At 71.8% G+C, this 20,478-nt stretch carries 23 protein-coding genes; 14 read left to right on the top strand and 9 right to left on the bottom strand.

What is annotated here, in order from left to right; genetic code table 11:
• Positions 1–12 precede the first annotated feature (12 nt).
• The 3 genes from EJF31_RS15910 to EJF31_RS15920 form a co-directional block, all read right to left on the bottom strand.
• Positions 13–687 carry a hypothetical protein gene (locus EJF31_RS15910; protein ID WP_125038105.1) on the bottom strand — a complete coding sequence of 225 codons (675 nt, stop codon included), beginning with the start codon at positions 685–687 and terminating at the stop codon, positions 13–15.
• Between the two features lie 601 nt (positions 688–1,288).
• Complete coding sequence (gene ychF, locus EJF31_RS15915; RefSeq protein ID WP_125038106.1) at positions 1,289–2,365, bottom strand: redox-regulated ATPase YchF; 1,077 nt, start codon at positions 2,363–2,365, stop codon at positions 1,289–1,291.
• Positions 2,366–2,410: 45 nt separating this feature from the next.
• Positions 2,411–2,737: a TraR/DksA C4-type zinc finger protein gene (locus tag EJF31_RS15920; protein ID WP_125038107.1), complete on the bottom strand. Its 327-nt coding sequence runs from the start codon at positions 2,735–2,737 to the stop codon at positions 2,411–2,413.
• A 46-nt stretch (positions 2,738–2,783) separates the two neighbouring features.
• Here EJF31_RS15920 and EJF31_RS15925 point away from each other — a divergent pair, with 46 nt between their 5' ends.
• From EJF31_RS15925 to EJF31_RS15940, 4 genes are read left to right on the top strand one after another with little or no spacing between them, the layout of a single operon-like run.
• A complete protein-coding gene (locus EJF31_RS15925; RefSeq protein ID WP_125038108.1) occupies positions 2,784–3,995 on the top strand; it encodes a cysteine desulfurase-like protein in 1,212 nt (403 codons plus the stop codon).
• 9 nt (positions 3,996–4,004) lie between these two features.
• The gene (locus tag EJF31_RS15930; protein ID WP_125038109.1) at positions 4,005–4,772 is read left to right on the top strand and encodes an exodeoxyribonuclease III; all 768 of its coding nucleotides are present in this window, start codon (positions 4,005–4,007) and stop codon (positions 4,770–4,772) included.
• Positions 4,773–4,798: 26 nt separating this feature from the next.
• Positions 4,799–5,938, top strand: a complete 1,140-nt coding sequence (locus EJF31_RS15935; protein WP_260430906.1) for a DNA recombination protein RmuC — start codon at positions 4,799–4,801, stop codon at positions 5,936–5,938.
• Positions 5,935–6,357 carry a DUF6542 domain-containing protein gene (locus EJF31_RS15940; RefSeq protein ID WP_125038111.1) on the top strand — a complete coding sequence of 141 codons (423 nt, stop codon included), beginning with the start codon at positions 5,935–5,937 and terminating at the stop codon, positions 6,355–6,357. The genes EJF31_RS15935 and EJF31_RS15940 overlap by 4 nt, the downstream gene beginning before the upstream one ends.
• A gap of 3 nt (positions 6,358–6,360) precedes the next feature.
• Here the strand turns inward: EJF31_RS15940 and EJF31_RS15945 are convergent, their stop codons facing one another.
• The gene (locus EJF31_RS15945; protein ID WP_125038112.1) at positions 6,361–6,981 is read right to left on the bottom strand and encodes an L-threonylcarbamoyladenylate synthase; all 621 of its coding nucleotides are present in this window, start codon (positions 6,979–6,981) and stop codon (positions 6,361–6,363) included.
• Between the two features lie 88 nt (positions 6,982–7,069).
• Between EJF31_RS15945 and EJF31_RS15950 the strand changes: the two genes are divergently transcribed.
• The gene (locus tag EJF31_RS15950) at positions 7,070–8,026 is read left to right on the top strand and encodes a glycosyltransferase family 2 protein (RefSeq protein WP_125038113.1); all 957 of its coding nucleotides are present in this window, start codon (positions 7,070–7,072) and stop codon (positions 8,024–8,026) included.
• 3 nt (positions 8,027–8,029) lie between these two features.
• On the opposite strand, the gene EJF31_RS15955 is transcribed toward EJF31_RS15950, so the two are convergent.
• Positions 8,030–9,028 (bottom strand): 4-hydroxy-3-methylbut-2-enyl diphosphate reductase, encoded by a 999-nt coding sequence (locus EJF31_RS15955; RefSeq protein ID WP_125038114.1) that lies wholly within the window; start codon positions 9,026–9,028, stop codon positions 8,030–8,032.
• Positions 9,029–9,074: 46 nt separating this feature from the next.
• Between EJF31_RS15955 and xseA the strand changes: the two genes are divergently transcribed.
• Positions 9,075–10,301, top strand: a complete 1,227-nt coding sequence (gene xseA, locus EJF31_RS15960) for an exodeoxyribonuclease VII large subunit (protein ID WP_125038115.1) — start codon at positions 9,075–9,077, stop codon at positions 10,299–10,301.
• Positions 10,301–10,522, top strand: a complete 222-nt coding sequence (locus tag EJF31_RS15965; protein WP_125038116.1) for an exodeoxyribonuclease VII small subunit — start codon at positions 10,301–10,303, stop codon at positions 10,520–10,522. The genes xseA and EJF31_RS15965 overlap by 1 nt, the downstream gene beginning before the upstream one ends.
• 1 nt (position 10,523) lies before the next feature.
• On the opposite strand, the gene EJF31_RS15970 is transcribed toward EJF31_RS15965, so the two are convergent.
• Complete coding sequence (locus tag EJF31_RS15970) at positions 10,524–11,090, bottom strand: DUF4245 family protein (RefSeq protein WP_125038117.1); 567 nt, start codon at positions 11,088–11,090, stop codon at positions 10,524–10,526.
• Between the two features lie 34 nt (positions 11,091–11,124).
• On the opposite strand from EJF31_RS15970, the gene EJF31_RS15975 reads away from it, so the two are divergent.
• From EJF31_RS15975 to glpX, 6 genes are read left to right on the top strand one after another with little or no spacing between them, the layout of a single operon-like run.
• A complete protein-coding gene (locus tag EJF31_RS15975; protein WP_125038118.1) occupies positions 11,125–12,375 on the top strand; it encodes an SLC13 family permease in 1,251 nt (416 codons plus the stop codon).
• A gap of 56 nt (positions 12,376–12,431) precedes the next feature.
• The gene (locus EJF31_RS15980; protein WP_125038119.1) at positions 12,432–12,827 is read left to right on the top strand and encodes a molybdopterin-binding protein; all 396 of its coding nucleotides are present in this window, start codon (positions 12,432–12,434) and stop codon (positions 12,825–12,827) included.
• A complete protein-coding gene (gene modA, locus EJF31_RS15985; protein WP_221767610.1) occupies positions 12,824–13,570 on the top strand; it encodes a molybdate ABC transporter substrate-binding protein in 747 nt (248 codons plus the stop codon). Before EJF31_RS15980 ends, modA begins: the two co-directional genes overlap by 4 nt.
• 7 nt (positions 13,571–13,577) lie before the next feature.
• Positions 13,578–14,375 carry an ABC transporter permease gene (locus tag EJF31_RS15990; RefSeq protein WP_125038120.1) on the top strand — a complete coding sequence of 266 codons (798 nt, stop codon included), beginning with the start codon at positions 13,578–13,580 and terminating at the stop codon, positions 14,373–14,375.
• A complete protein-coding gene (locus tag EJF31_RS15995) occupies positions 14,357–15,349 on the top strand; it encodes an ABC transporter ATP-binding protein (RefSeq protein ID WP_260430907.1) in 993 nt (330 codons plus the stop codon). Before EJF31_RS15990 ends, EJF31_RS15995 begins: the two co-directional genes overlap by 19 nt.
• Positions 15,350–15,365: 16 nt before the next feature.
• Positions 15,366–16,382: a class II fructose-bisphosphatase gene (glpX, locus tag EJF31_RS16000; protein WP_125038121.1), complete on the top strand. Its 1,017-nt coding sequence runs from the start codon at positions 15,366–15,368 to the stop codon at positions 16,380–16,382.
• Here glpX and EJF31_RS16005 read toward each other — a convergent pair.
• A complete protein-coding gene (locus EJF31_RS16005; RefSeq protein WP_125038122.1) occupies positions 16,347–17,183 on the bottom strand; it encodes a triacylglycerol lipase in 837 nt (278 codons plus the stop codon). The two genes, glpX and EJF31_RS16005, sit on opposite strands and share 36 nt — an antisense overlap.
• A gap of 88 nt (positions 17,184–17,271) precedes the next feature.
• On the opposite strand from EJF31_RS16005, the gene EJF31_RS16010 reads away from it, so the two are divergent.
• Positions 17,272–18,180: an alpha/beta fold hydrolase gene (locus tag EJF31_RS16010; protein ID WP_125038123.1), complete on the top strand. Its 909-nt coding sequence runs from the start codon at positions 17,272–17,274 to the stop codon at positions 18,178–18,180.
• On the opposite strand, the gene EJF31_RS16015 is transcribed toward EJF31_RS16010, so the two are convergent.
• Positions 18,170–19,252, bottom strand: a complete 1,083-nt coding sequence (locus EJF31_RS16015) for an ABC transporter ATP-binding protein (protein WP_125036853.1) — start codon at positions 19,250–19,252, stop codon at positions 18,170–18,172. The two genes, EJF31_RS16010 and EJF31_RS16015, sit on opposite strands and share 11 nt — an antisense overlap.
• Before the next feature lie 130 nt (positions 19,253–19,382).
• Positions 19,383–20,417: a LacI family DNA-binding transcriptional regulator gene (locus EJF31_RS16020; RefSeq protein ID WP_221767611.1), complete on the bottom strand. Its 1,035-nt coding sequence runs from the start codon at positions 20,415–20,417 to the stop codon at positions 19,383–19,385.
• Positions 20,418–20,478: the final 61 nt, after the last annotated feature.

Consider the following 20,478-nt stretch of genomic DNA (forward strand, 5'->3'; position numbering starts at 1 on the left):
TTCGAGGATTTGTTACTCATCCGGTAAATAGTCCGACAGACGGACCCGCAAGGCCGCGATCCGCTCGCGCGCTGCGCCCGCGCGCTGGTGGATCTCCTTCACGGGACCGCGCTTGTTGACCCGCTTGATCTCGGCGACCGCTGTCTCGACCTTGGCCGACGCAGTGGTGATCGCGGCCTCGACCGCGGCCGGGAGCGGGGCGTCGGCGGTGGCCTCCGCGAACGCCTCATCCTGGAGCTCTTCTAGCTCCGCGAGCGTGAGGGCAGCGGTGTCGATGCGCAACTCGAGGTCGCACAGGTCATTGAACCGCTGCTCGGCGTCCTCCTTGGCCTCGATCTGGGACAGGTCGTCCTCCGCGGAGCTGATCATGAGCTCCGCCTCGCCGAGCAGTTTCTGCGCGGACTCCAGCCGCACCTGGCTCTTGTCGCCGGGGGGTCGCGCAGCGCTATCGGGGCACCGGATGACCAAGTTGAGGGCGTCGATCGCGACGGTCTCGGTGTTCTCACCAGTCTTGAAGATCTTCTTAACGTGCTGCCCGGTCGGGCACACGATCTCGCCGAACACGTGCGCCGAGTCGATGTGGTTAAACGTCCAGCCGGCTGCGCGGGCAGCGCGCATGGTCTCGCGCCAACTCGGTTTCTGATGACGCGGCCACTCCTCTCCGGGGCCGTACGCGGTGGCGCTCACAAGCACACCGTCACGGTGGAGGGGCAGCCGTACGAGGGCGTGGCTGCACCGTCGCGCATGGAGCGGCGCTGGTCGACCATCTGGGTTCCTTCGGCTACTGGAGGAGTCTCCGAGCCGGACAAGGACTGGGCGCCGGAGCGCACGGCGGACGGAAACTACAATGCTGGAAGTATCAGGGTACGCGAAGGGCTGGGCATTTCTGAGGTGACGACTTCGCTCCCCTACGTCGTTGCCTTCACGGTGGCGTCCGGCCATGACGGCCTGGCCGACGTCGGTGGTGACGCCCGCGGTCACACCGACCTCTCCCTGGCGGCTTTCGACTGCGACGCGGACTCGTTTCACGGCCGGGCGCCGAGACAGAGTGGAAGATCGTGAGCTCACGCACGGCCGAGCCCGAGCGCTCCGTCGCGGCTCTGCTAAAGCAAGACACCCTTTGCTTGATGCGTCATTCCGTCGACACGGGGTCCCGTCACAGACGTGCCAACTCGCAACCCGCGACCGGGCCCCCAAACAGCAGCGAGCCGATCCTGCTGAACTTCTTGCGGACTCTGTGCGGACTGGGAACCCTCACACTGGCTCTGACCTGCACAAACGCCTCGATCTAGACGTTGAAGCGGAACTCCACGACGTCGCCGTCGGCCATGACGTAGTCCTTGCCCTCCATGCGCACCTTGCCGGCCTCCTTGGCCTTCTGCATGGTGCCGGCGGCCATGAGGTCGTCGAAGGAGACGATCTCGGCCTTGATGAAGCCGCGCTGGAAGTCGGTGTGGATCACGCCGGCGGCCTCGGGAGCGGTCGCGCCCTGGGGGATCGTCCAGGCGCGGGTCTCCTTGGGACCGGCGGTCAGGTAGGTCTGCAGGCCGAGGGTGTCGAAGCCGACGCGGGCCAGGACGTCGAGGCCCGGCTCGGTGACGCCCATCTCGGCGAGCATCTCGCGGGCCTCGTCCTCGTCACCGAGCTCGACGAGCTCGGACTCGAACTTCGCGTCGAGGAAGATCGCCTCGGACGGCGCGACCATCTCGCGCATCCGGTCCTTGAGGGCCTCGTCGGCGAGCTCGTCGGCGTCGCAGTTGAAGACGTATATGAAGGGCTTGGCGGTCAGCAGCGACAGCTCGCGGACCAGCGCGCGGTCGACCTTGGTCGCGATGATCGGGGTGCCGGCCTCGAGGTGACCGAGCGCCTCCTTGGCAGCCTCGAGGTTGGCGACGACGGCCTTGTTGCCGCGCGCCTCCTTCTCCAGGCGCGGGATGGCCTTCTCGACCGTCTGCAGGTCCGCGAGGATCAGCTCGGTCTGGATCGTGGAGATGTCGTTGGCGGGGTTGACCTCGCCGTCGACGTGGGTGACGTCCTCGTCGCGGAAGACGCGGGTCACCTGGCAGATCGCCGAGGACTCACGGATGTGGGAGAGGAATTTGTTGCCCAGGCCCTCGCCCTGCGAGGCGCCCGCGACGATGCCGGCGATGTCGACGAACTCGACGGTGGCGGGCAGGACCTTCGCGGACCCGAACACCTCAGCGAGCTGCGGGAGCCGCTCGTCCGGCACACCCACGACGCCGACGTTCGGCTCGATGGTGGCGAACGGGTAGTTCGCCGCGAGGACGTCGTTCTTGGTCAGGGCGTTGAAGAGGGTCGACTTGCCCGCGTTCGGAAGTCCGACGATGCCGATGGTGAGTGCCACGGGCGGCGAGTCTACGAGTGCGTACGCCGCCCCGACGAATCACACTCAGCGTCTGGCGGCGTCCTCGACGCAGAGCGTCGCCCAGGGGAGCGCCTCGAGGCGCTCCTCGCCGATCGGCCCACCACAGATGTCGCAGGTGCCGCGGCTCCCGTCCTCGATCTTGACCAGGGCTCGCTCGACGTCGACCATCGTCAGCTGCAGCTGGTCGTGGACGGCGACCTGTGAGAGCCGGTCGACGGCCATCGAGGTCCCCTCGCCGACGCGCTTGCCGAAGGAGATCTCACCCCGGTCGCCCGGCAGGGCCGTGAGCTGGGCCATCTCCCGCTCGAGATCGGCCTTCTTATCGAGCAGGGTCGTGCGGGCGGTGTCCATCCCACCAGTCTCCTTCCTGCCACCAAAGGTCTGACACGCTGGCCGGGTGCCCGCCGCAACGTTGGACCTCGCCCGCGTCCGCTCCGCCTTCCCCTCCCTGGACCTCGGGGTCGCGCACTTCGACGGCCCGGGCGGATCGCAGGTGCCCGCTCCGGTCGCCGAGGCCGTCGCCGCCGCGATGACGGCGGGCCTGTGCCAACGCGGCTCCGCCAGCGAGACCGAACGACGCACCGACGCGGTCGTCACCGAGGCCCGGTCGGCCGTCGCCGACCTGCTGGGCGCCGAAGCCGGTGGGGTCGTGTTCGGCCGCTCGATGACCCAGCTGACCTTCGACCTCGCCCGCACCCTGTCCCGGGCCTGGGGCCCGGGCGACGAGGTCGTGGTGACCCGGCTCGACCACGACGCCAACATCCGGCCCTGGGTGCTCGCCGCCGAGCGTGCCGGCGCCACCGTGCGGTGGCTCGACTTCGACCCCGGGACCGCCGAGCTCGACGACATCGAGTCCGCGCTCTCCACGCGCACCCGCCTCGTCGCGGTGACCGCCGCGTCCAACCTGTTCGGCACCCGTCCCGACGTCCGCGCGATCGCGGACGCCGCCCACGAGGTCGACGCGCTCGTCCACGTCGACGGCGTCCACCTGGCGCCGCACGCCCCCGTCGACCTGGCGGGCCTGGGTGCGGACTTCCTGGCCTGCTCCCCCTACAAGTTCTTCGGACCCCACCTCGGCGCGCTGACGGCCTCGCCGCGGCTGCTCGAGACGCTCCACCCCGACAAGCTCCTCCCCTCCAGCGACGCCGTGCCGGAGCGCTTCGAGCTCGGCACGCTCCCCTACGAGCTGCTCGCCGGCGTCACGGCCGCCGTGGACTTCATCGCCGGGCTCGTCCCGGGCGAGGGCCCGCGCCGCGACCGCGTCCTCGTGTCGATGCACGCGGTGGAGGCGTCCGAGGCCGCGCTGCTGACCCGCCTGCTCGACGGGCTGACCTCCCTCGACGGGGTGACCGTCCACGGCCGCCCCGCACGGCGTACGCCGACCGCGCTGTTCTCCGTCGACGGGCTCGCCGGCGCGGAGGTGCACGCCAAGCTCGCCGCGACCGGCGTCAACGCGCCCGCGAGCAGCTTCTACGCGATCGAGGCCTCCCGTCGGGCCGGCCTGGGCGACGAGGGCGCGGTCCGCGCCGGGATCGCGCCCTACACCTCCCCCGACGACGTCGACCGGCTGCTCGAGGGCGTGGCCGGGCTGGTCGGTGGCGCCCGTTAGCGTGGCGCCGTGCGCATCGCGACCTGGAACGTCAACTCCCTCCGCTCCCGCATCGACCGGGTCGAGGCGTTCCTGGAGCGCCACGACGTCGACGTCCTGGCCCTGCAGGAGACCAAGGCCCGCGAGGACCAGCTGCCGCTGATGGGCCTCCAGGCGCGGGGCTACGACGTCGCCGCGGCCGGCACCAACCAGTGGAACGGCGTGGCGATCATCAGTCGCGTCGGCCTCGAGGACGTGCAGGTCGGCTTCGACGGCATGCCCGGCTTCGGCGACCCCGTGGCCGCGGAGGCGCGGGCGATCGGGGCGGTGTGCGGCGGCGTACGCCTCTGGAGCCTCTACGTCCCCAACGGCCGCAAGGTCGAGGACCCCCACTACGTCTACAAGCTCGACTGGCTGGCGCGGCTGCGCGAGGCCGCCGGGACATGGCTCGGCGAGGACTGCGCGCTGGTCGGCGACTGGAACATCGCGCCCACCGACGAGGACGTCTTCGACATCAAGCAGTTCGAGAAGTCCACGCACGTGACGCCGCCGGAGCGGGCGGCCTTCCAGGCGTTCCTCGACGACGGCTACGCCGAGGTCACCCGGGCGCACGCCCCGGGCTACACCTACTGGGACTACTACCGCCAGCGCTTCGAGCGCGACCGCGGCCTCAAGATCGACTTCGTGCTGGGCTCGCCGTCGCTGGCCGCCCGGGTGACCGGGGCGTTCATCGACCGCGAGGAGCGGGCCGGCGCGGGCGCCTCGGACCACGCCCCGGTGGTCGTCGACCTCTCCTGACAAGCACTGCCTGACGAGTTCTGTCGGTGGTCTCGTCCATGCTCGTGGGCATGGAGATGCTGATGTTGTTCCTGGTGCTGCTCGTCGGGCTCGCGCTCGGCGCCGTCCTCGGCGTGCTGTGGGTGCGCTCGCGCGAGGCCCACGTCCAGGGCATCGGGCAGGGCATGGTCGACCAGGCCGAGGTGATGCAGGGCCTCGACCGGCTCCAGGACACCATGCGCGACCTCGAGCACAACCGGGTCGCCTGGCAGGGCCAGTTCAGCCAGCAGGTCAACGACATCCGGCACTCCACCGACACGCTCCGCCGCGAGACCCAGTCGCTGTCGACGGCGCTCCGCAAGCCGCAGGTCCGCGGCCGCTGGGGCGAGCTCCACCTCCGTCGCGCCGTGGAGCTGGCCGGGCTCGTCGACCGCTGCGACTTCTCCGAGCAGGTCCGCCTCGACGACGGCGCCCGCCGCCCCGACCTGGTGGTCCGGCTGGTCGGCGACCGGCAGGTCGTGGTCGACGCCAAGGTGCCGCTCGATGCCTACCTCGACGCCACCTCGACCGACGACGAGGACGAGAAGGCCGCCCACCTCCGTCGCCACGCCCAGCAGCTCCGCACCCACATCGACGGGCTCTCCTCCAAGCAGTACTGGCGCTCGCTGCGCGAGACCCCCGAGTTCGTGGTCCTCTTCGTGCCGGCCGAGTCGTTCCTCGCCGCCGCGCTCGAGACCGACGCCTCCCTGATCGAGTACGCCGCCGAGCGGCAGGTCGTGCTCGCCACCCCCACCACACTGATCGCGCTGCTGCGCACCGTCGCCCACGGCTGGACCCACGAGGCGCTGGCCGAGCAGGCCGCCGAGATCCACCAGCTCGGCCGCGAGCTGCACGAGCGGCTGGCCGGCTTCGGCAGCCACCTCGACAACGTCGGCCGCTCGCTCAACGCAGCCGTCGGGCACTACAACCACGCCGTCGGCTCCCTCGAGGCGCGGGTGCTGGTGTCCGCACGCCGGTTCAACGACCTCTCGGTGACCGACGAGCCGCTGGCCTCGCCGCGCCAGGTCGAGTCCACGACCCGCTCCCTGGGCCGCCTGACGCCCACCGAGGGGCCCGTCGAACTTCACGCAGTGGACCGGCGCGCCGCCCCGGACGAGGACGACGACAGTCCTACCTTGGCCCTGTGAGCCAGAGTCGAACTCTCTGGGAAGAGGGACGTGAGCCCGGCCGTGCGGTCGTCGCGCTCGGGCTGGCGGTCGCCCTGACCGTGGTCGTCGTCGACGTCGGCATGGTCGGACGGGTCAGCCTGTTCTTCGACCTGTGCTTCGTCGCCCTGTGCATCGGGCTGGCCCTCGCCGTCCGTCCGACCGACTTCTTCACGGTCGGCGTGCTGCCGCCGATGCTCATGGTCGCGATCTTCACGCTGCTGGCCTTCACCCGGCCCGACGCGATCGCCCACCCCGACGACGGCGTCGTCCAGGCCGTCGTGTCCGGTCTCTCGCGGCACAGCGCGGCCCTGCTCGTCGGCTATGCCCTGTGCCTGGGCGTGCTCGCCGTGCGTCAGCGGATCAGCCGCCAGGTCGGTCGTCCGGCCGGCCGTCCCTGAGGATCACTCGAAGCGCGACGGGTCCCCGGCCCCGACGCGGAGCACCTCCGGGGCGCCCTCGGACCAGTCCACGACGGTGGTCGGCTCGGCCGGGGTCTCCCCCGCCTCGATGACGAGGTCGACCACGTGGTCGAGCTCCTCCTTGATCTCCCAGCCCAGCGTCCTCGGCTCGGTCTCGCCGGGCAGGATCAGGGTGCTGGTCAGCATCGGCTCGCCGAGCTCCTCGAGCAGCGCCTGGTCCAGGACGTGGTCGGGGATCCGGACGCCCACCGTGCGCTTCTTCGGGTGCATCAGCCGGCGCGGCACCTCGCCCGTGGCCGGGAGGATGAACGTGTAGGGGCCCGGCGTCGCGGCCTTGATCGCCCGGAAGGCCGAGTTGTCGACGTGCACGAACTGACCGAGCTGGGCGAAGTCGCGGCACATCAGCGTGAAGTGGTGCTTGTCGTCGAGTCCCCGGATCCGCAGGATCCGGTCGCGGCCGTCGCGGTTGCCGAGCTGGCAGCCGAGCGCGTAGCCGGAGTCCGTCGGGTAGGCGATCAGCGCGTCGTCCCGCAGCGCCTCGACGACCTGGGTCAGGAGCCGGGGCTGGGGGTTGTCCGGATGGAGGTCCACGAAGCGCGCCACCCGGCGGAGTCTAGGCGGGTGGGAGCCTCTGACGGGACTGACACGGGATTCACAGGCGGGTCGCAGGCCCGGCTCCTATCCATGGACCATGACGCACGACCCGGACCGCAAGGTCACCTACGTCCTCCCGGTCCACAACGAGGACGGCAACCTCCCGCTCTTCCACCAGCGGCTGGTGGCGGCCACCGAGGAGCGTCCGGACCTGCGGTGGGAGTTCGTGTACGTCGACGACGGCAGCACCGACGACTCCCTGGAGCACCTCCTCGAGCTGCGGCACGCGGACCCACGGGTGACGGTGCTGTCGCTCTCGCGCAACTTCGGTCACCAGGTGGCGGTCACCGCGGGGCTGGACGCCGCCACCGATGCCGACGCGGTGATCGTGATGGACACCGACCTGCAGGACCCGCCGGCGGTCAGCGTCGAGATGGTGCGGATCTGGGAGAAGGGCGTCGACGTCGTCTACGCCCAGCGCCGCAGCCGCCGGGACACGCCCTTCAAGCGGGCCACCGCCTGGGCGTTCTACTGGCTGCTGGACCGGCTCGCATCGACCCGGATCCCGCGCAACACCGGCGACTTCCGGCTCATGGGCCGGGCGGTGGTGGCCGAGGTGGTCCGCTACCGCGAGCGCGACCGCTTCCTGCGCGGGATCGTCGCCCACGTCGGCTTCCGCCAGGAGGCACTGCTCTTCGACCGCGACGAGCGGCACGCGGGCACCAGCGGCTACCCGCTCCGCCGGATGATCGCCTTCGCGAGCGCCGGCATCCTGGGCTTCTCCACCGTGCCCCTGCGGATGATCTCCCGGCTCGGCTACGCCCTGTCCGCGCTGAGCGCGGCGGGTGCGGCGTACGTGCTGTGGGTGCGCCTGTTCGTGCCCGAGTCGACGGTGCCGGGCTGGGCGTTCCTCGGCGTCGCGCTGTTCCTGCTGAGCGGGCTGCAGCTGATCATGATGGGCGTCATCGGCAGCTACGTCGGCCGGACCTACGTCGAGACGCAGAACCGGCCGCTCTACTCGCTGGCCCTCACCGCGCGGGGCGAGTCGCCGTGAGCCTCAGGACCGCCCGGCGGCCTTGAGGTCGCGGCGCAGCTCCTTGGGGAGCGCGAAGATCAGCGACTCCTCAGCGCTGTGCACGGCCTGCGCCTCGGGGTAGCCGCGCTCGGAGAGGAACGCGAGCACGCCCTCGACGAGGTCCTCCGGCACGCTCGCACCCGACGTGACGCTGACGGTCCGGACGCCCTCGAGCCAGGCCTCGTCGATCTCGGAGGCGTCGTCGACGCGGTAGGACGCCTTCGCGCCGGCCTCGAGCGCGACCTCGACGAGCCGCACCGAGTTGGAGGAGTTGCCGGAGCCGACCACGATCACCAGGTCGGTGTCCGGGGAGATCTCCTTGACCGCGAGCTGGCGGTTCTGGGTGGCGTAGCAGATGTCGTCGCTCGGCGGGTCGAGCAGCAGCGGGAAGCGCTCGCGGATCGCGTCGACGGTCGCCATCGTCTCGTCGACCGACAGCGTGGTCTGGGAGAGCCAGGCGACCTTGGCCGGGTCACGGACGACGATGCCGGCCACGTCATCGGGGCTCTGCACGAGCTGGATGTGCTCGGGCGCCTCACCGGCGGTGCCCTCGACCTCCTCGTGGCCCTCGTGACCGATGAGCAGGATGTCGTAGTCGTCGGCGGCGAACCGCTTGGCCTCGTGGTGGACCTTGGTCACCAGCGGGCAGGTCGCGTCGATCGTCTTGAGCTCGCGCTCGGCGGCCTGGGCGTGCACCAGCGGCGAGACGCCGTGGGCGGAGAACACCACGGTCTGACCCTCGGGCACCTCGTCGAGCTCCTCGACGAAGATCGCGCCGCGGGACTCGAGGTTCTGCACGACGTGCTTGTTGTGCACGATCTGCTTGCGGACGTAGACGGGGGCGCCGTAGAGGTCCAGCGCCTTCTCGACGGTCACGACGGCGCGGTCGACGCCGGCGCAGTAGCCGCGCGGCGCCGCCAGCAGGACGGCCTTGGCCTCGTCCGGGGACAGGATCGGCGGGGTGCCCAGGTCGGTGCTCATGCGGGCCAGTCTAGGTCTGTCCCCCCTGTGCCCTAATCTCGCGGCCATGGCCCTCGAGACCTCTCCCCAGGCTCCCGCCCCGGTGCGGCAGGTCGCCAACGCGATCGCCGGCTGGGTCGACCGCCTCGGGCCGATCTGGGTCGAGGGGCAGATCGCACAGGTCAGCCGCCGGCCGGGGATGCAGACGGTCTTCATGACGCTGCGCGACGCGGTCGCCGACATCTCGATCCCGGTCACGTGCTCGCGGATGCTCTTCGACGGCCTCAACCCGCCGCTGGTGGAGGGCGCGAGCGTGGTCGTGCACGCCAAGCCGTCCTACTACGCCAACCGCGGCACGCTCTCCCTGCAGGCCCGCGAGATCCGGATGGTCGGCCTCGGCGAGCTGCTCGCCCGTCTCGAGCGGCGCCGCCAGCTGCTGGCCGCCGAGGGCCTCTTCGCCGCGGAGCTCAAGCGGAGCCTCCCCTTCCTGCCCGGCTGCGTCGGCCTCGTCACCGCGCCCAACTCCGCCGCCGAGCGCGACGTCCAGGAGATCGCCCGCCGCCGCTGGCCCGCGGTCGGCTTCGACGTGGCGTACGCCGCGATGCAGGGCCCCCGCGCCGCGGCCGAGGTGATCGAGGCGCTCCAGCGGCTCGACCGCAAGCCCGAGGTCGAGGTGATCGTGATCGCCCGCGGCGGCGGCTCCGTCGAGGACCTGCTGCCCTTCTCCGACGAGGCGCTGATCCGGGCCGTCCACGCGGTCCGCACGCCCGTCGTGTCGGCCATCGGCCACGAGCCGGACACCCCGCTGCTCGACCTGGTCGCCGACGTCCGGGCGGCCACCCCCACCGACGCCGCCAAGATGGTCGTGCCCGACGTCGCCGAGGAGGTCCGCAACGTCCGGGCCGCCCGCGACCGGATCCGCGCCTCCGTCACCGGCTGGCTGGCGCGGGAGCAGGCCGGCCTCGACGCGCTCCGCTCGCGCCCCGCGCTGGCCGACCCGCGCAACCTGCTCACCGCCCGCGAGGACGAGGTCGACGCGCTGCTCGCCCGCGCCCGCCGGACCCTCCGGCACGCCCTGGACCGGGCCGGCGACGACATCCACCACCAGCGCGCCCGGGCCCGGGCGCTCTCACCGCTGGCCACCCTCCAGCGCGGCTACGCCGTCCTCCAGGACGCCGACGGCCACGTCGTCACCTCGGTCGACTCGGTCGCCGCGAAGGCGAAGGTCACCGTCCGCGTGGCCGACGGCCGCATCCACGCCACCACCACCGCCATCGAGCGCGAGGAGTCCTGATGAGCCCGAAGACCACGCCGTCCGAGACGGAGCCCGAGCTGTCCTACGAGGCGGCCCGCGAGGAGCTCATCGACGTCGTACGCCGGCTCGAGGCGGGCGGCACGACGCTGGAGGAGTCCCTGGCGCTCTGGGAGCGCGGCGAGAAGCTGGCCACGGTGTGCCAGGACTGGCTCGACGGCGCGCGCAAGCGCCTCGACGCCGCGGCCGGCGACGAGGACTGAGTCAGTTCTTCACCGGCTTGGTCGTCAGGGAGGCGACGACGGTCCTGAGCTCCTCCGGCGACGCCGAGCCGTAGACCAGCACCGAGATCCGGCCGACTTCGGCGGCGTACGCGTGGTCGCCACCGCTGTCGGTGAACGACTCCCACGTCGACCCGACGTCGCTGGTGATCGAGACGTCCTTGCCCTGCGTGGGGTTGGCGTCGACGTAGCGCTGGACGAGCTCCTGGATCGAGGCATCCTCCTGGTGGAGGCCGACGAACAGCCCGTCGGACGTGCTCATCGCCAGGTCCAGGACCGGACGGTCGCCGGGCAGGAATGTGCGGTCCTTGACGTACCAGCCGGAGGGCAGGCTCGCCGGGTAGACCGGCTTGACCCCGGACTGCTGGATCTCGCCGACCAGCGCGAGGTAGTCGATGTGCTCGGGCTCGTAGCTCGGCGTCGTGCGGAACGCGCCGCGGAAGACGACGACACCGCCCACGACCAGGAGCAGCACGAGGATGGCCCCGATCAGGCCGCCGGTGGACCGCTGGTAGCGACCGGGCCGACCGGTGCCTGACGCTTCGCTCACGACCCCATTTCAACAGGTGCCCTAGATTGCGCCCGTGCCGCCCCTCGCCGACCTCGTCCCGATCGTGGCGCTCCTGGTCCTGCTGGCCACGGCCTACCGGCACCCCTCGGGACGCGTCGAGGCGCTGACCGCGGTGGCCATGTCCGCGGCCACGCTGGCGAGCGGGACGCTGTCGCTCGACGAGGCGTGGGCGACCGTGCGCTACCTCGGACCGGTGGTGGCGTTCCTGGCCACGATCCTCGTCGTGGCCGACGTCTGTGCCCGAGCCGGGCTCTTCCGCGCCGCCGCCCAGGTCGTCCGCGACGGCAGCCGCGGGCGCAGCGTGCGCCTGCTCGGCGGCGTCTTCGTGCTGGCCGCCGCGGTCACGGCCGTGCTGAGCCTCGATGCGACCGTCGTGCTGCTCACCCCGGTCGTGGTCGGCGCTGCGGCGGGCCTGGGCACCTCGACCCGGCCGGGTGCCTATGCATGCCTGCGGATGGCCAACTCGGCCTCGCTGCTGCTGCCGGTCTCCAACCTGACCAACCTGCTGGCGATGCCGCACCTCGACCTCACCTTCGGCGGCTTCGCCCTGGTCATGGCGCCGGTGCTGGCGGTCGTCCTGGTCGTGGAGTACGCCGTCCTCCGCATCGCCTTCCGCCGGGACCTGGCAGCCCGCCCGGCCCCGCAGGAGGGCTCCGCGCCGAGCCACGACGTGGCGCTGCCGCGGGTCCCGCTCGTCGTGGTCGCCCTGATGCTGGTCGGCTTCGCGGCACTCTCGCCCCTGGGCGTCGAGCCGTTCTGGGTGTCCGGCGTCGCTGCCGTCGTGCTGGCGCTGTGGGCCCGCCGGTCCGGCCTGCAGACCGTCCGGGACGCGGTGCACGCCGCACACCCGTCGTTCGCGCTCTTCGTGCTCGGCCTCGGGGTCGTGGTCGCGGCGCTCTCGACCGGGTTCCTCGGCGACCGGGTGGCCGACCTGCTGCCCGACTACTCCACGTCGTACGGCGCCCTCCTGGTGATCGCCGTGGTCGCCACGGTGCTCGCCAACCTGCTCACCAACCTGTCGGCCACGCTGCTGGTCGTGCCGCTGCTGGCACCGCTGGGCGCGCCGGCCGTGCTGGCCGCGCTGCTCGGCCTGAACATCGGCTCCGGCCTGACCTACACCGGCTCGCTGGCCAACCTGCTGTGGCGCCGGGCGCTGGTGCGGCTCGGGGAGCCGCCGAGCATGGGCGAGTTCCACCGGCTCTCGCTGGTCGCCACGCCGCTGACCCTGGTGGCCGCCGTGAGCATGCTGGCCCTGGTCACCTGACACGCAGTTGCGGACCACAGGGTCCAATCAGGCCGCAGATGCGGCATGATTCCTGCATGACCACCTACCGGGTTGCGGAAGCGGCCGAGCTGCTCGGTGTCAGCGACGACACCGTCCGTCGCTGGGTCGAGGCCGGCCGGCTGCCGACCGACACCGTCGAGGGCAGGACGGTGATCCCGGGGGTCGACCTGGCCGCGCTGGCCGAGTCGCTGGCCGACCACCCCGACCGCGAGCGCACCCGCGCCTCGGCCGTCAGCGCCCGCAACCGGCTGTCCGGGATCGTCACCCGCGTCGTGAAGGACACCGTCATGGCCCAGGTCGAGATGATCTGCGGCCCCTACCGGATGGTCTCGCTGATGAGCACCGAGGCCGCCGACGAGCTCGGCCTCGAGCCCGGGGTGCGAGCCATCGCCTCCGTCAAGTCAACCAACGTCGTCGTGGAGCGCCCGTGAAGAAGCACCTCGCCACCCTGTCCCTCCTCACCCTCCTCGCACCGCTCGGGGCGTGCGGGGGCAGCGACAGCGGGGACACCACGATCACCGTGCTGGCCGCGTCCTCGCTGACCGAGACCTTCACCCAGCTGGCCGACCAGTTCGAGAAGGACCACCCCGGCGTGACGGTCAAGCTCAGCTTCGACTCCAGCGCCACGCTGGCCCAGCAGGCCGTCGACGGCGCGCCCGGCGACGTCCTGGCGACCGCCGACACCAGCACCATGGACACCGCCCAGGACGCGCTCGCGAGCGACCCGAAGGTCTTCGCCACCAACACGATGGTGCTGGTGACCCCCGCCGACAACCCGGCCGGCATCACCGGCTTCCAGGACATCGAGCAGGGCGGCGTCACCTACGTCGTGTGCGTGCCGACCGCCCCCTGCGGCAAGGTCGCGGCCGCCCTCCTCGACGACAACGGCGTGCAGGCGAAGCCCGCGAGCCAGGAGGTCGACGTCAAGTCGGTGCTGGCCAAGGTCACCAGCGACGAAGCCGACGCCGGCTTCGTCTACACGACCGACGCCCGGGCGGCCGGCGACGCCGTGGAGACCTTCGAGATCCCCCAGTCGGCCGACGAGCCCACGTCCTACCCGATCGCCACGCTCGACCAGTCGAAGGAGTCCGACCTCGCGCAGGAGTTCGTCGACCTGGTGACGTCCTCCGACGGCCAGGCGGTCTTCACCGCGGCCGGCTTCGGAACCCCGTGACGACCCCGTGACGAGGTCCGCCCGCCCGCTCGGGCGCCCGCCGCTCGTGCTGGTCGTCCCGGGCACGCTGGCGGCCGCCCTGCTGGTGCTGCCGCTGGTCACCCTCGTCCTGGACACCCCGTGGGGCAGCTTCTGGGACGAGGTCCGGACCCAGGCCGTCCGCGACGCCCTGCGGATCACCGCGCTCGCCTCGGCGGTCACGGTCGTCGCGTGCCTGGTCCTCGGCACACCGCTGGCCTGGCTGCTGGCCCGCGTCGACTTCCCCGGGCGGAGCGTGCTGCGGGCGGCGGTCGCCGTACCCCTCGTGCTGCCGCCGGTCGTGGCCGGCGTGGCGCTGGTGACCGCGCTGGGCCGCCACGGCGTGGTCGGCGGGCTGCTCCGCGACGCCGGGCTGACCATCCCCTACACGACGACGGCGGTCGTCATAGCGCACACCTTCGTCTCGATGCCCTTCTACGTGCTCAGCGTCGAGGGCGCGCTCCGCGCGGGCGGCGAGCAGTACGACGTCGTCGCGGCGACCCTGGGCGCCGACCGGTGGACGACCTTCCGCCGGGTCACGCTGCCGCTCGCGATGCCCGGCGTGATGGCCGGCGCGATGCTGGCCTGGGCGCGGTCGCTGGGCGAGTTCGGCGCCACCATCACCTTCGCCGGCAACTACCCCGGCACCACCCAGACCATGCCGTCGCTGATCTACGGCGCCCTCCAGGCCGACCCGCCGGGCGCGCGCACGCTCAGCATGGTGCTGCTCGTCGTGTCGCTGGCGATCCTCGCCGCCCTCCGCAACCGATGGCTGACGACACCATGACCGCCGGACTCTCGGCCAGCATCCGCGTCGACGGCCGCCTCGACGCGACCGTCACCGCCGACGCCGGTGACGTGGTCGCCGTGATCGGGCCCAACGGCGCCGGCAAGACCACGCTCCTGCGCGCCCTCGCCGGCCTGATCCCCGCCGCCGGCCAGGTCTCCGTCGGCGGCCGGTCGTGGACGTCGCCCCCGGTGCTCGTGCGGGACCGCAACCTCGGCTTCGTCTTCCAGGACCAGTCCCTCTTCCCCCACCTGAGCGCGCTCGACAACGTCGCGTTCGGCCTTCGGTCCCGGGGCACCTCGCGGGCCGAGGCGGACGCGACCGCGCGCGCCTGGCTGGAGCGGTTCGGCGTGGGCGACCTCGCGGCCCGCAAGCCGCGGGAGCTGTCGGGAGGCCAGGCCCAGCGCGTCGCGATCGCCCGCGCGCTGGCCCCCGCACCCGACCTGCTGCTGCTCGACGAGCCGTTCGCCGGGCTCGACGTCGGCGTCGCGACGGCGCTGCGCATCGAGCTGGCCCGCCACCTCGCGTCGTACGACGGGGTCGCGCTCCTCGTCACCCACGACGCGATCGACGCCCTCACGCTCGCCGACCGGGTGCTGGTCCTCGACGAGGGCGTGGTCGCGCAGACCGGCGCCCCCCGCGACGTGGCCGCCCGTCCGGTCACCGACCACGTGGCGCGGCTGGTCGGCCTCAACGTGATCCGCGAGGGCGAGACGTTCCGCTCGTTCAGCCCGAGCGCGGTCACGGTCTCCCTCGGCCAGCCCGAGGGCTCGGCGCGTCACCGCTGGCACGGCGCGGTGCTCGGCCTGGCTCCGCACGGCGACGCCGTACGGGTGCTGGTCGCGGCCGACCGCGAGCTCATCGCCGACGTGACACCCGCGGCCGCGACGGAGCTCGGGCTCGCACCGGGGCGCGAGGTCTGGCTGTCGGTCAAGCAGACGGCCGTGGAGACGTGGTCGCGCGATCCGGCGTGACCGTTACCATCACGCCATGACCGAGAGCCGCAGTCCTTCCTCCTCCGCTCCCGACCGCAACCTGGCCCTCGAGCTGGTCCGCGTCACCGAGGCCGCCGCCATGGCCGCCGGCCGCTGGGTCGGACGGGGCGACAAGAACGGCGCCGACGCCGTGGCCGTCAACGCCATGCGCGTGATGATCTCCTCCATCGGCATGGACGGCGTGGTCGTGATCGGCGAGGGCGAGAAGGACAACGCCCCGATGCTCTACAACGGCGAGCGGGTCGGCGACGGCACCGGTCCCGAGTGCGACGTCGCGGTCGACCCGATCGACGGCACCACGCTGACCGCCAAGGGCATGAGCAACGCCGTGGCCGTCCTCGCCGTCGCGCCGCGCGGCTCGATGTACGACCCCTCCGCCGTGTTCTACATGGAGAAGCTGGTGACCGGCCCCGAGGCGGCCGACGTGGTCGACATCCGCAACTCGGTCGCCGAGAACATCCACCAGGTCGCGAAGGCCAAGGGCTCCAGCCCCTCCGACGTGACCGTCGTGCTGCTCGACCGGCCCCGCCACCAGCACCTGGCCGAGGAGATCCGCGCCACCGGTGCCCGGATCAAGTTCATCGTCGACGGCGACGTGGCCGGCGCCATCTCCGCGGCCCGCCCCGACAGCGGCGTCGACCTGCTGCTCGGCATCGGCGGCACCCCCGAGGGCATCATCGCCGCCTGCGCCATGAAGAGCCTCGGCGGCGTGATCCAGGGCCGCCTGTGGCCGCAGGACGACACCGAGCGGCAGAAGGCCCTCGACGCCGGGCACAACCTCGACCCCGACTTCGTGCTCTCGACCGACGACCTGGTCACCGGCGACGACTGCTTCTTCGTGGCCACCGGCATCACCGACGGCGACCTGATGCGCGGCGTGCGCTACCGCGCCGGCGGCTGCACCACCGAGTCGCTGGTGATGCGCTCGCGCAGCGGCACGATCCGCAAGATCAGCTCCGAGCACCAGCTCTCGAAGCTACGCAGTTTCGCTGCGATCGACTTCGAGGGCTGAGCCCAGCGCCTGCCGCCGCAGCGCGGTGGTGACGTGGTCGATGACCCGCGGGTCGACCGCCATCCCGACGTGGGAGGCGGTGACCTCGACGGGCACGGCGAGCGGGTCGACGCAGGCCCGCCAGTCGACGATGCCGTCGCGGCGGCTGTAGATCGCGGTGAAGCCGACCCCCAACGGGACCGGTGACCGGCTCTCGTCGAAGCTCTGGCGCGCGCACGACCCGGCGACGCACTCCTCCGACATGAGCCCGGGCACCCCGGCCCGGCTGAGCCGGACGAGGACGTCGAGGCTCGCGGTCAGCGAGATGTGGTGGGCAGCCGGGGCCAGCATGGGGCTGCCGAGGGTGACGATCCCGGACACGAGGTCGGGACGGCGTACGGCGAGACCGCGCGCGAGCATCCCGCCCAGGCTGTGCCCGACGATCTGGACGCGGGTCCCCCGGCGGATCACGATCGACTCCAGCCGCGACTCGAGCTGGGCCGCGGCGTTGAGCGTGCAGCCGATGTTGGCGTGGATGTGGGAGCGGTAGGTCCGGAAGCCCTGGGCCCGCAGCGCCCGGTGCATCAGGCTCAGCGTGCCGTCACCGGCCATGAAGCCCGGCACCAGGATCACCGGATCGCTGACGCGGGAGCTCGCGCGGGCGGCGTAGGGGGTGGACCGACGGGTCCGGGCGTCCCCCACGGCGCGCAGTGCGAAGCGGCCCGCCTCGGTCACGAGGCTGCCCTCGCGGAGGACCGCAGCCGGGTGTGGCCTCTCGAACCCCTCGGGGCGGAGGAAGCTGGCCAGTGTGGAGGACCTCACATGCCCACGGTACGGCCGGGAACCGCCGAATCCTCGTCAATGACGGACAGATCACGTCCGTTTCCTCACTATTTGATTGACTTGAGGTATGCCTCCGCGTGTGTCCGACGAGCTGCTCGCCCCACTGCCGTCCGGGATCGAGCTCTGCTACCAGACCTTCGGTGATCCGTCGGGTCGTCCGCTGCTGCTCGTGATGGGGCTCGGCGGGCCGATGAACTGGTGGGACTCCGACCTGTGCCGGATGCTCGCCGAGGCGGGGTTCTACGTCATCCGCTACGACAACCGCGACACCGGCCGGTCCAGCCGGATCGGCGTGCGGGTCAAGCGGTCCACGATCGTCCGGGCCTTCACGGGCGGTCGCGTGCGGGCGCCGTACAGCATCCCGGACCTGGCCGACGACGCCTTCGGGCTGCTTGACCACCTCGGCCTCGAGGCCGCCCACGTGGTGGGCGTGTCGATGGGCGGGATGATCGCCCAGACGATGGCGATCACCCAGCAGCGGCGCGTGCTGAGCCTGACGAGCATCATGTCCACCACCGGCAAGCGCAGCGTCGGGTGGCAGCACCCCTCGCTCCTGCCGACCCTCATCGGGTCCCGCGGACCGGGGCTGGAGAACTACGTCTGGTCCAGCCGCCGGGTGTGGCGACTGATCGGCTCACCGGGCTACCCGCAGAGCGACGCCGAGCTCCGGGCCAAGGCCGAGGAGACGTTCGCACGGGGCGTCTCGGCCAGCGGCGTGATGCGCCAGATGCTGGCCGTGCTGACCCAGCCCAACCGGTCGCTGCGGCTGCGTGCACTGCGCGTGCCGACCCTGGTGATCCACGGGCTGGACGACAAGATGGTGCACGTCTCCGGTGGCCGCGCGACTGCCGCGGCCATCCCGGGGGCCGAGCTGCTGCTCATCCCCGGCATGGGCCACGACATGCCGCCGGCGCTCTTCGAGAGCTACGTCCAGGCGATCTCCCGCACGGCCGACCGGGCGCGGGTCACTCGCTGAGGCGTGCTCCGGTGTCGGTGTCGAAGACGTGCACGTGGTGCGGGTCGGTGGTCACGTAGAGGGTGTCGCCCTTGTGCACCGTGTCGCGGGCGCTGACCCGCACGATGATGTTGTTGGGCGTGCCCTCCACACCACTGGTGCCGTAGACGAACGCGTCCGCGCCGAGCTCCTCCACGACCGTCACCCGGACCGGCAGGCCACCCTCGTCGCTGCCGACCTGGCGCCACGCCTCGGGGCGCACCCCGACGGTGATGTTCTTGGTCAGCCGCTGCGCCGCAGCCGGGTCGACCGGGACCGTGAACTCCCCGATCCGCGCCTTGCCACCGTCGTTGTGGGCCTCCAGCAGGTTCATCTGCGGCGAGCCGATGAACCCGGCCACGAACAGGTTGGCCGGCCGGTCGTAGAGACCCAGCGGGGTGTCGACCTGCATCAGCTCACCCAGCTTCATCACCGCCACCCGGTCCCCCATCGTCATCGCCTCGACCTGGTCGTGGGTGACATAGACCGTGGTCACCCCCAGGTCGGCCTGCAGCTTGGCGATGTCGGTGCGGGTCTGGACCCGCATCTTCGCGTCCAGGTTGGACAGCGGCTCGTCCATGCAGAACACCTGCGGGTTGCGCACGATCGCACGGCCCATCGCGACCCGCTGGCGCTGGCCACCCGAGAGCGCCTTCGGCTTGCGCTCGAGGTACTCCTCCAGACCCAGGATCTTGGCCGCCTCGGCCACCCGCTTGTTGCGCTCCTCGGTCGGGACCTTGGCCATCTTCAACGCGAACGCCATGTTGTCGGCCACGCTCATGTGCGGGTACAGCGCGTAGTTCTGGAACACCATCGCGATGTCCCGGTCCTTCGGCGGGGTCTTGGTGACGTCGCGGTCACCGATGAAGATCTTGCCCGCGTTGACCTCCTCCAGCCCCGCCAGCATCCGCAGCGAGGTGGACTTGCCACACCCCGACGGGCCGACGAGCACCATGAACTCGCCGTCCTTGATCTCCAGGTCCAGGCCCGGCACCGCGGGCTTGTCCGCCCCGGGATACCAGCGCTGCGCCTTCTCGAAAGTCACTGTTGCCATGTTGGTTCTTCTCCTTCACCGGCAGGTACGTGCCGGACGATCCGTAGTGAAGTGACGCGCCTCACACTAGGGGTTGGCGCGGGGTGGGCCTAGGCCCGTCTCGCAGGCGGCCACCTCCCGTCCTGACGGGTCATCCGCGCGATCCGACAGCGGGACTGCGCACCGAGCCGCCCGGCGCGAGCGGCATCGGCAGCCGGACGGTCCCGACGTCGGCCCAGCCGGGGTCGACCAGCGCCTGCACGGCCCGGGCCCCGAGCTCGCTGAAGGGCAGCGCCACCGACACCACCCGCGGACGCAGCCAGGTGGCCAGCTCGCTGCCGTCGAAGGAGACGATCGAGACGTCGCGGGGGACGTGGAGGCCGTTGCCGGCCAGCGCCTGGTAGACGCCCATGGCGATCCGGTCGTTGAGGCACAGCAGCCCGGCGGGGCGGGCGCCACGGCGCAGCCAGGCGTCGACGGCCTCGTAGGCGTCCTCCACGCCCCAGTGGCACGGGACGACGCTGGTCACGCTGCGGCCGGCCTCGGCCAGCCGCGTCCGGATGCCCTCCAGCCGGCCCGGACCGGCCAGGGCGTTGGGCGTCGGGTCCTCGCCGATCACGTGGATCTCGCCCGTGACACCGGCGTCGAGGAGCACCCCGGCGGCGGTCCGGCCGCCGGCGTACTCGTCGGGGAGCACCGCGGGAATGCTGGTCGTCGGATCGATGCAGTTGAGCAGGACGGTGCGCAGTCGCTTGAGCTCGGCCGGCACCCGCACCTCGAGGCTCGTCAGCGTCGCGTAGACGATGCCGTCGACCTGCCGGTCGAGCATCTCCTCGATCAGCAGGTGCTCCAGCGCGGGGTCCCCCTGGGTCTCGCCGATGACGAGCAGGTGCTCGCTCGCGCGGGCCGCGGCGCTCGCACCGGCGAGCATCTGGCTGGCGAAGTGACCGCTCGCGACGAAGTCGGAGATCACCCCGAAGGTGCTGGTGGTGCGGGTCCGGAGACTGCGGGCGTTGCGGTTTGGTCGGTAGCCGAGGTGGGCCACGGCTTCGCGGACCCGGCGCTCGGCATCGGCGGAGATCCGCATCTCCGCCGACCTCCCGTTGAGGATGTACGACGCGGTCGTGGTCGAGACACCGGCCCGCTCGGCGACGTCGGTCAGCGTCACCTTCTTCGTCGTCACCATCCCGCCCCCCTCTCCCGTCCGCGTTTCAAATCGTTGCTTGACAGTGACGTGCGCCACAGAA

Origin of the sequence: Nocardioides sp. LS1 (assembly GCF_003865225.1) — a bacterium.
In the GTDB taxonomy this organism is placed as follows: domain Bacteria; phylum Actinomycetota; class Actinomycetes; order Propionibacteriales; family Nocardioidaceae; genus Nocardioides; species Nocardioides ginsengisegetis.

Coding starts and splice junctions, on each gene's coding strand:
- EJF31_RS15920 (WP_125038107.1), bottom strand. CDS start 2,737: ATGGACACCGCCCGCACGACCCTGCTCGATAAGAAGGCCGATCTCGAG.
- EJF31_RS15950 (WP_125038113.1), top strand. CDS start 7,070: ATGACGCACGACCCGGACCGCAAGGTCACCTACGTCCTCCCGGTCCAC.
- EJF31_RS15955 (WP_125038114.1), bottom strand. CDS start 9,028: ATGAGCACCGACCTGGGCACCCCGCCGATCCTGTCCCCGGACGAGGCC.
- xseA (WP_125038115.1), top strand. CDS start 9,075: ATGGCCCTCGAGACCTCTCCCCAGGCTCCCGCCCCGGTGCGGCAGGTC.
- EJF31_RS15965 (WP_125038116.1), top strand. CDS start 10,301: ATGAGCCCGAAGACCACGCCGTCCGAGACGGAGCCCGAGCTGTCCTAC.
- EJF31_RS15980 (WP_125038119.1), top strand. CDS start 12,432: ATGACCACCTACCGGGTTGCGGAAGCGGCCGAGCTGCTCGGTGTCAGC.
- EJF31_RS15995 (WP_260430907.1), top strand. CDS start 14,357: ATGGCTGACGACACCATGACCGCCGGACTCTCGGCCAGCATCCGCGTC.
- glpX (WP_125038121.1), top strand. CDS start 15,366: ATGACCGAGAGCCGCAGTCCTTCCTCCTCCGCTCCCGACCGCAACCTG.
- EJF31_RS16010 (WP_125038123.1), top strand. CDS start 17,272: ATGCCTCCGCGTGTGTCCGACGAGCTGCTCGCCCCACTGCCGTCCGGG.
- EJF31_RS16015 (WP_125036853.1), bottom strand. CDS start 19,252: ATGGCAACAGTGACTTTCGAGAAGGCGCAGCGCTGGTATCCCGGGGCG.
- EJF31_RS16020 (WP_221767611.1), bottom strand. CDS start 20,417: ATGGTGACGACGAAGAAGGTGACGCTGACCGACGTCGCCGAGCGGGCC.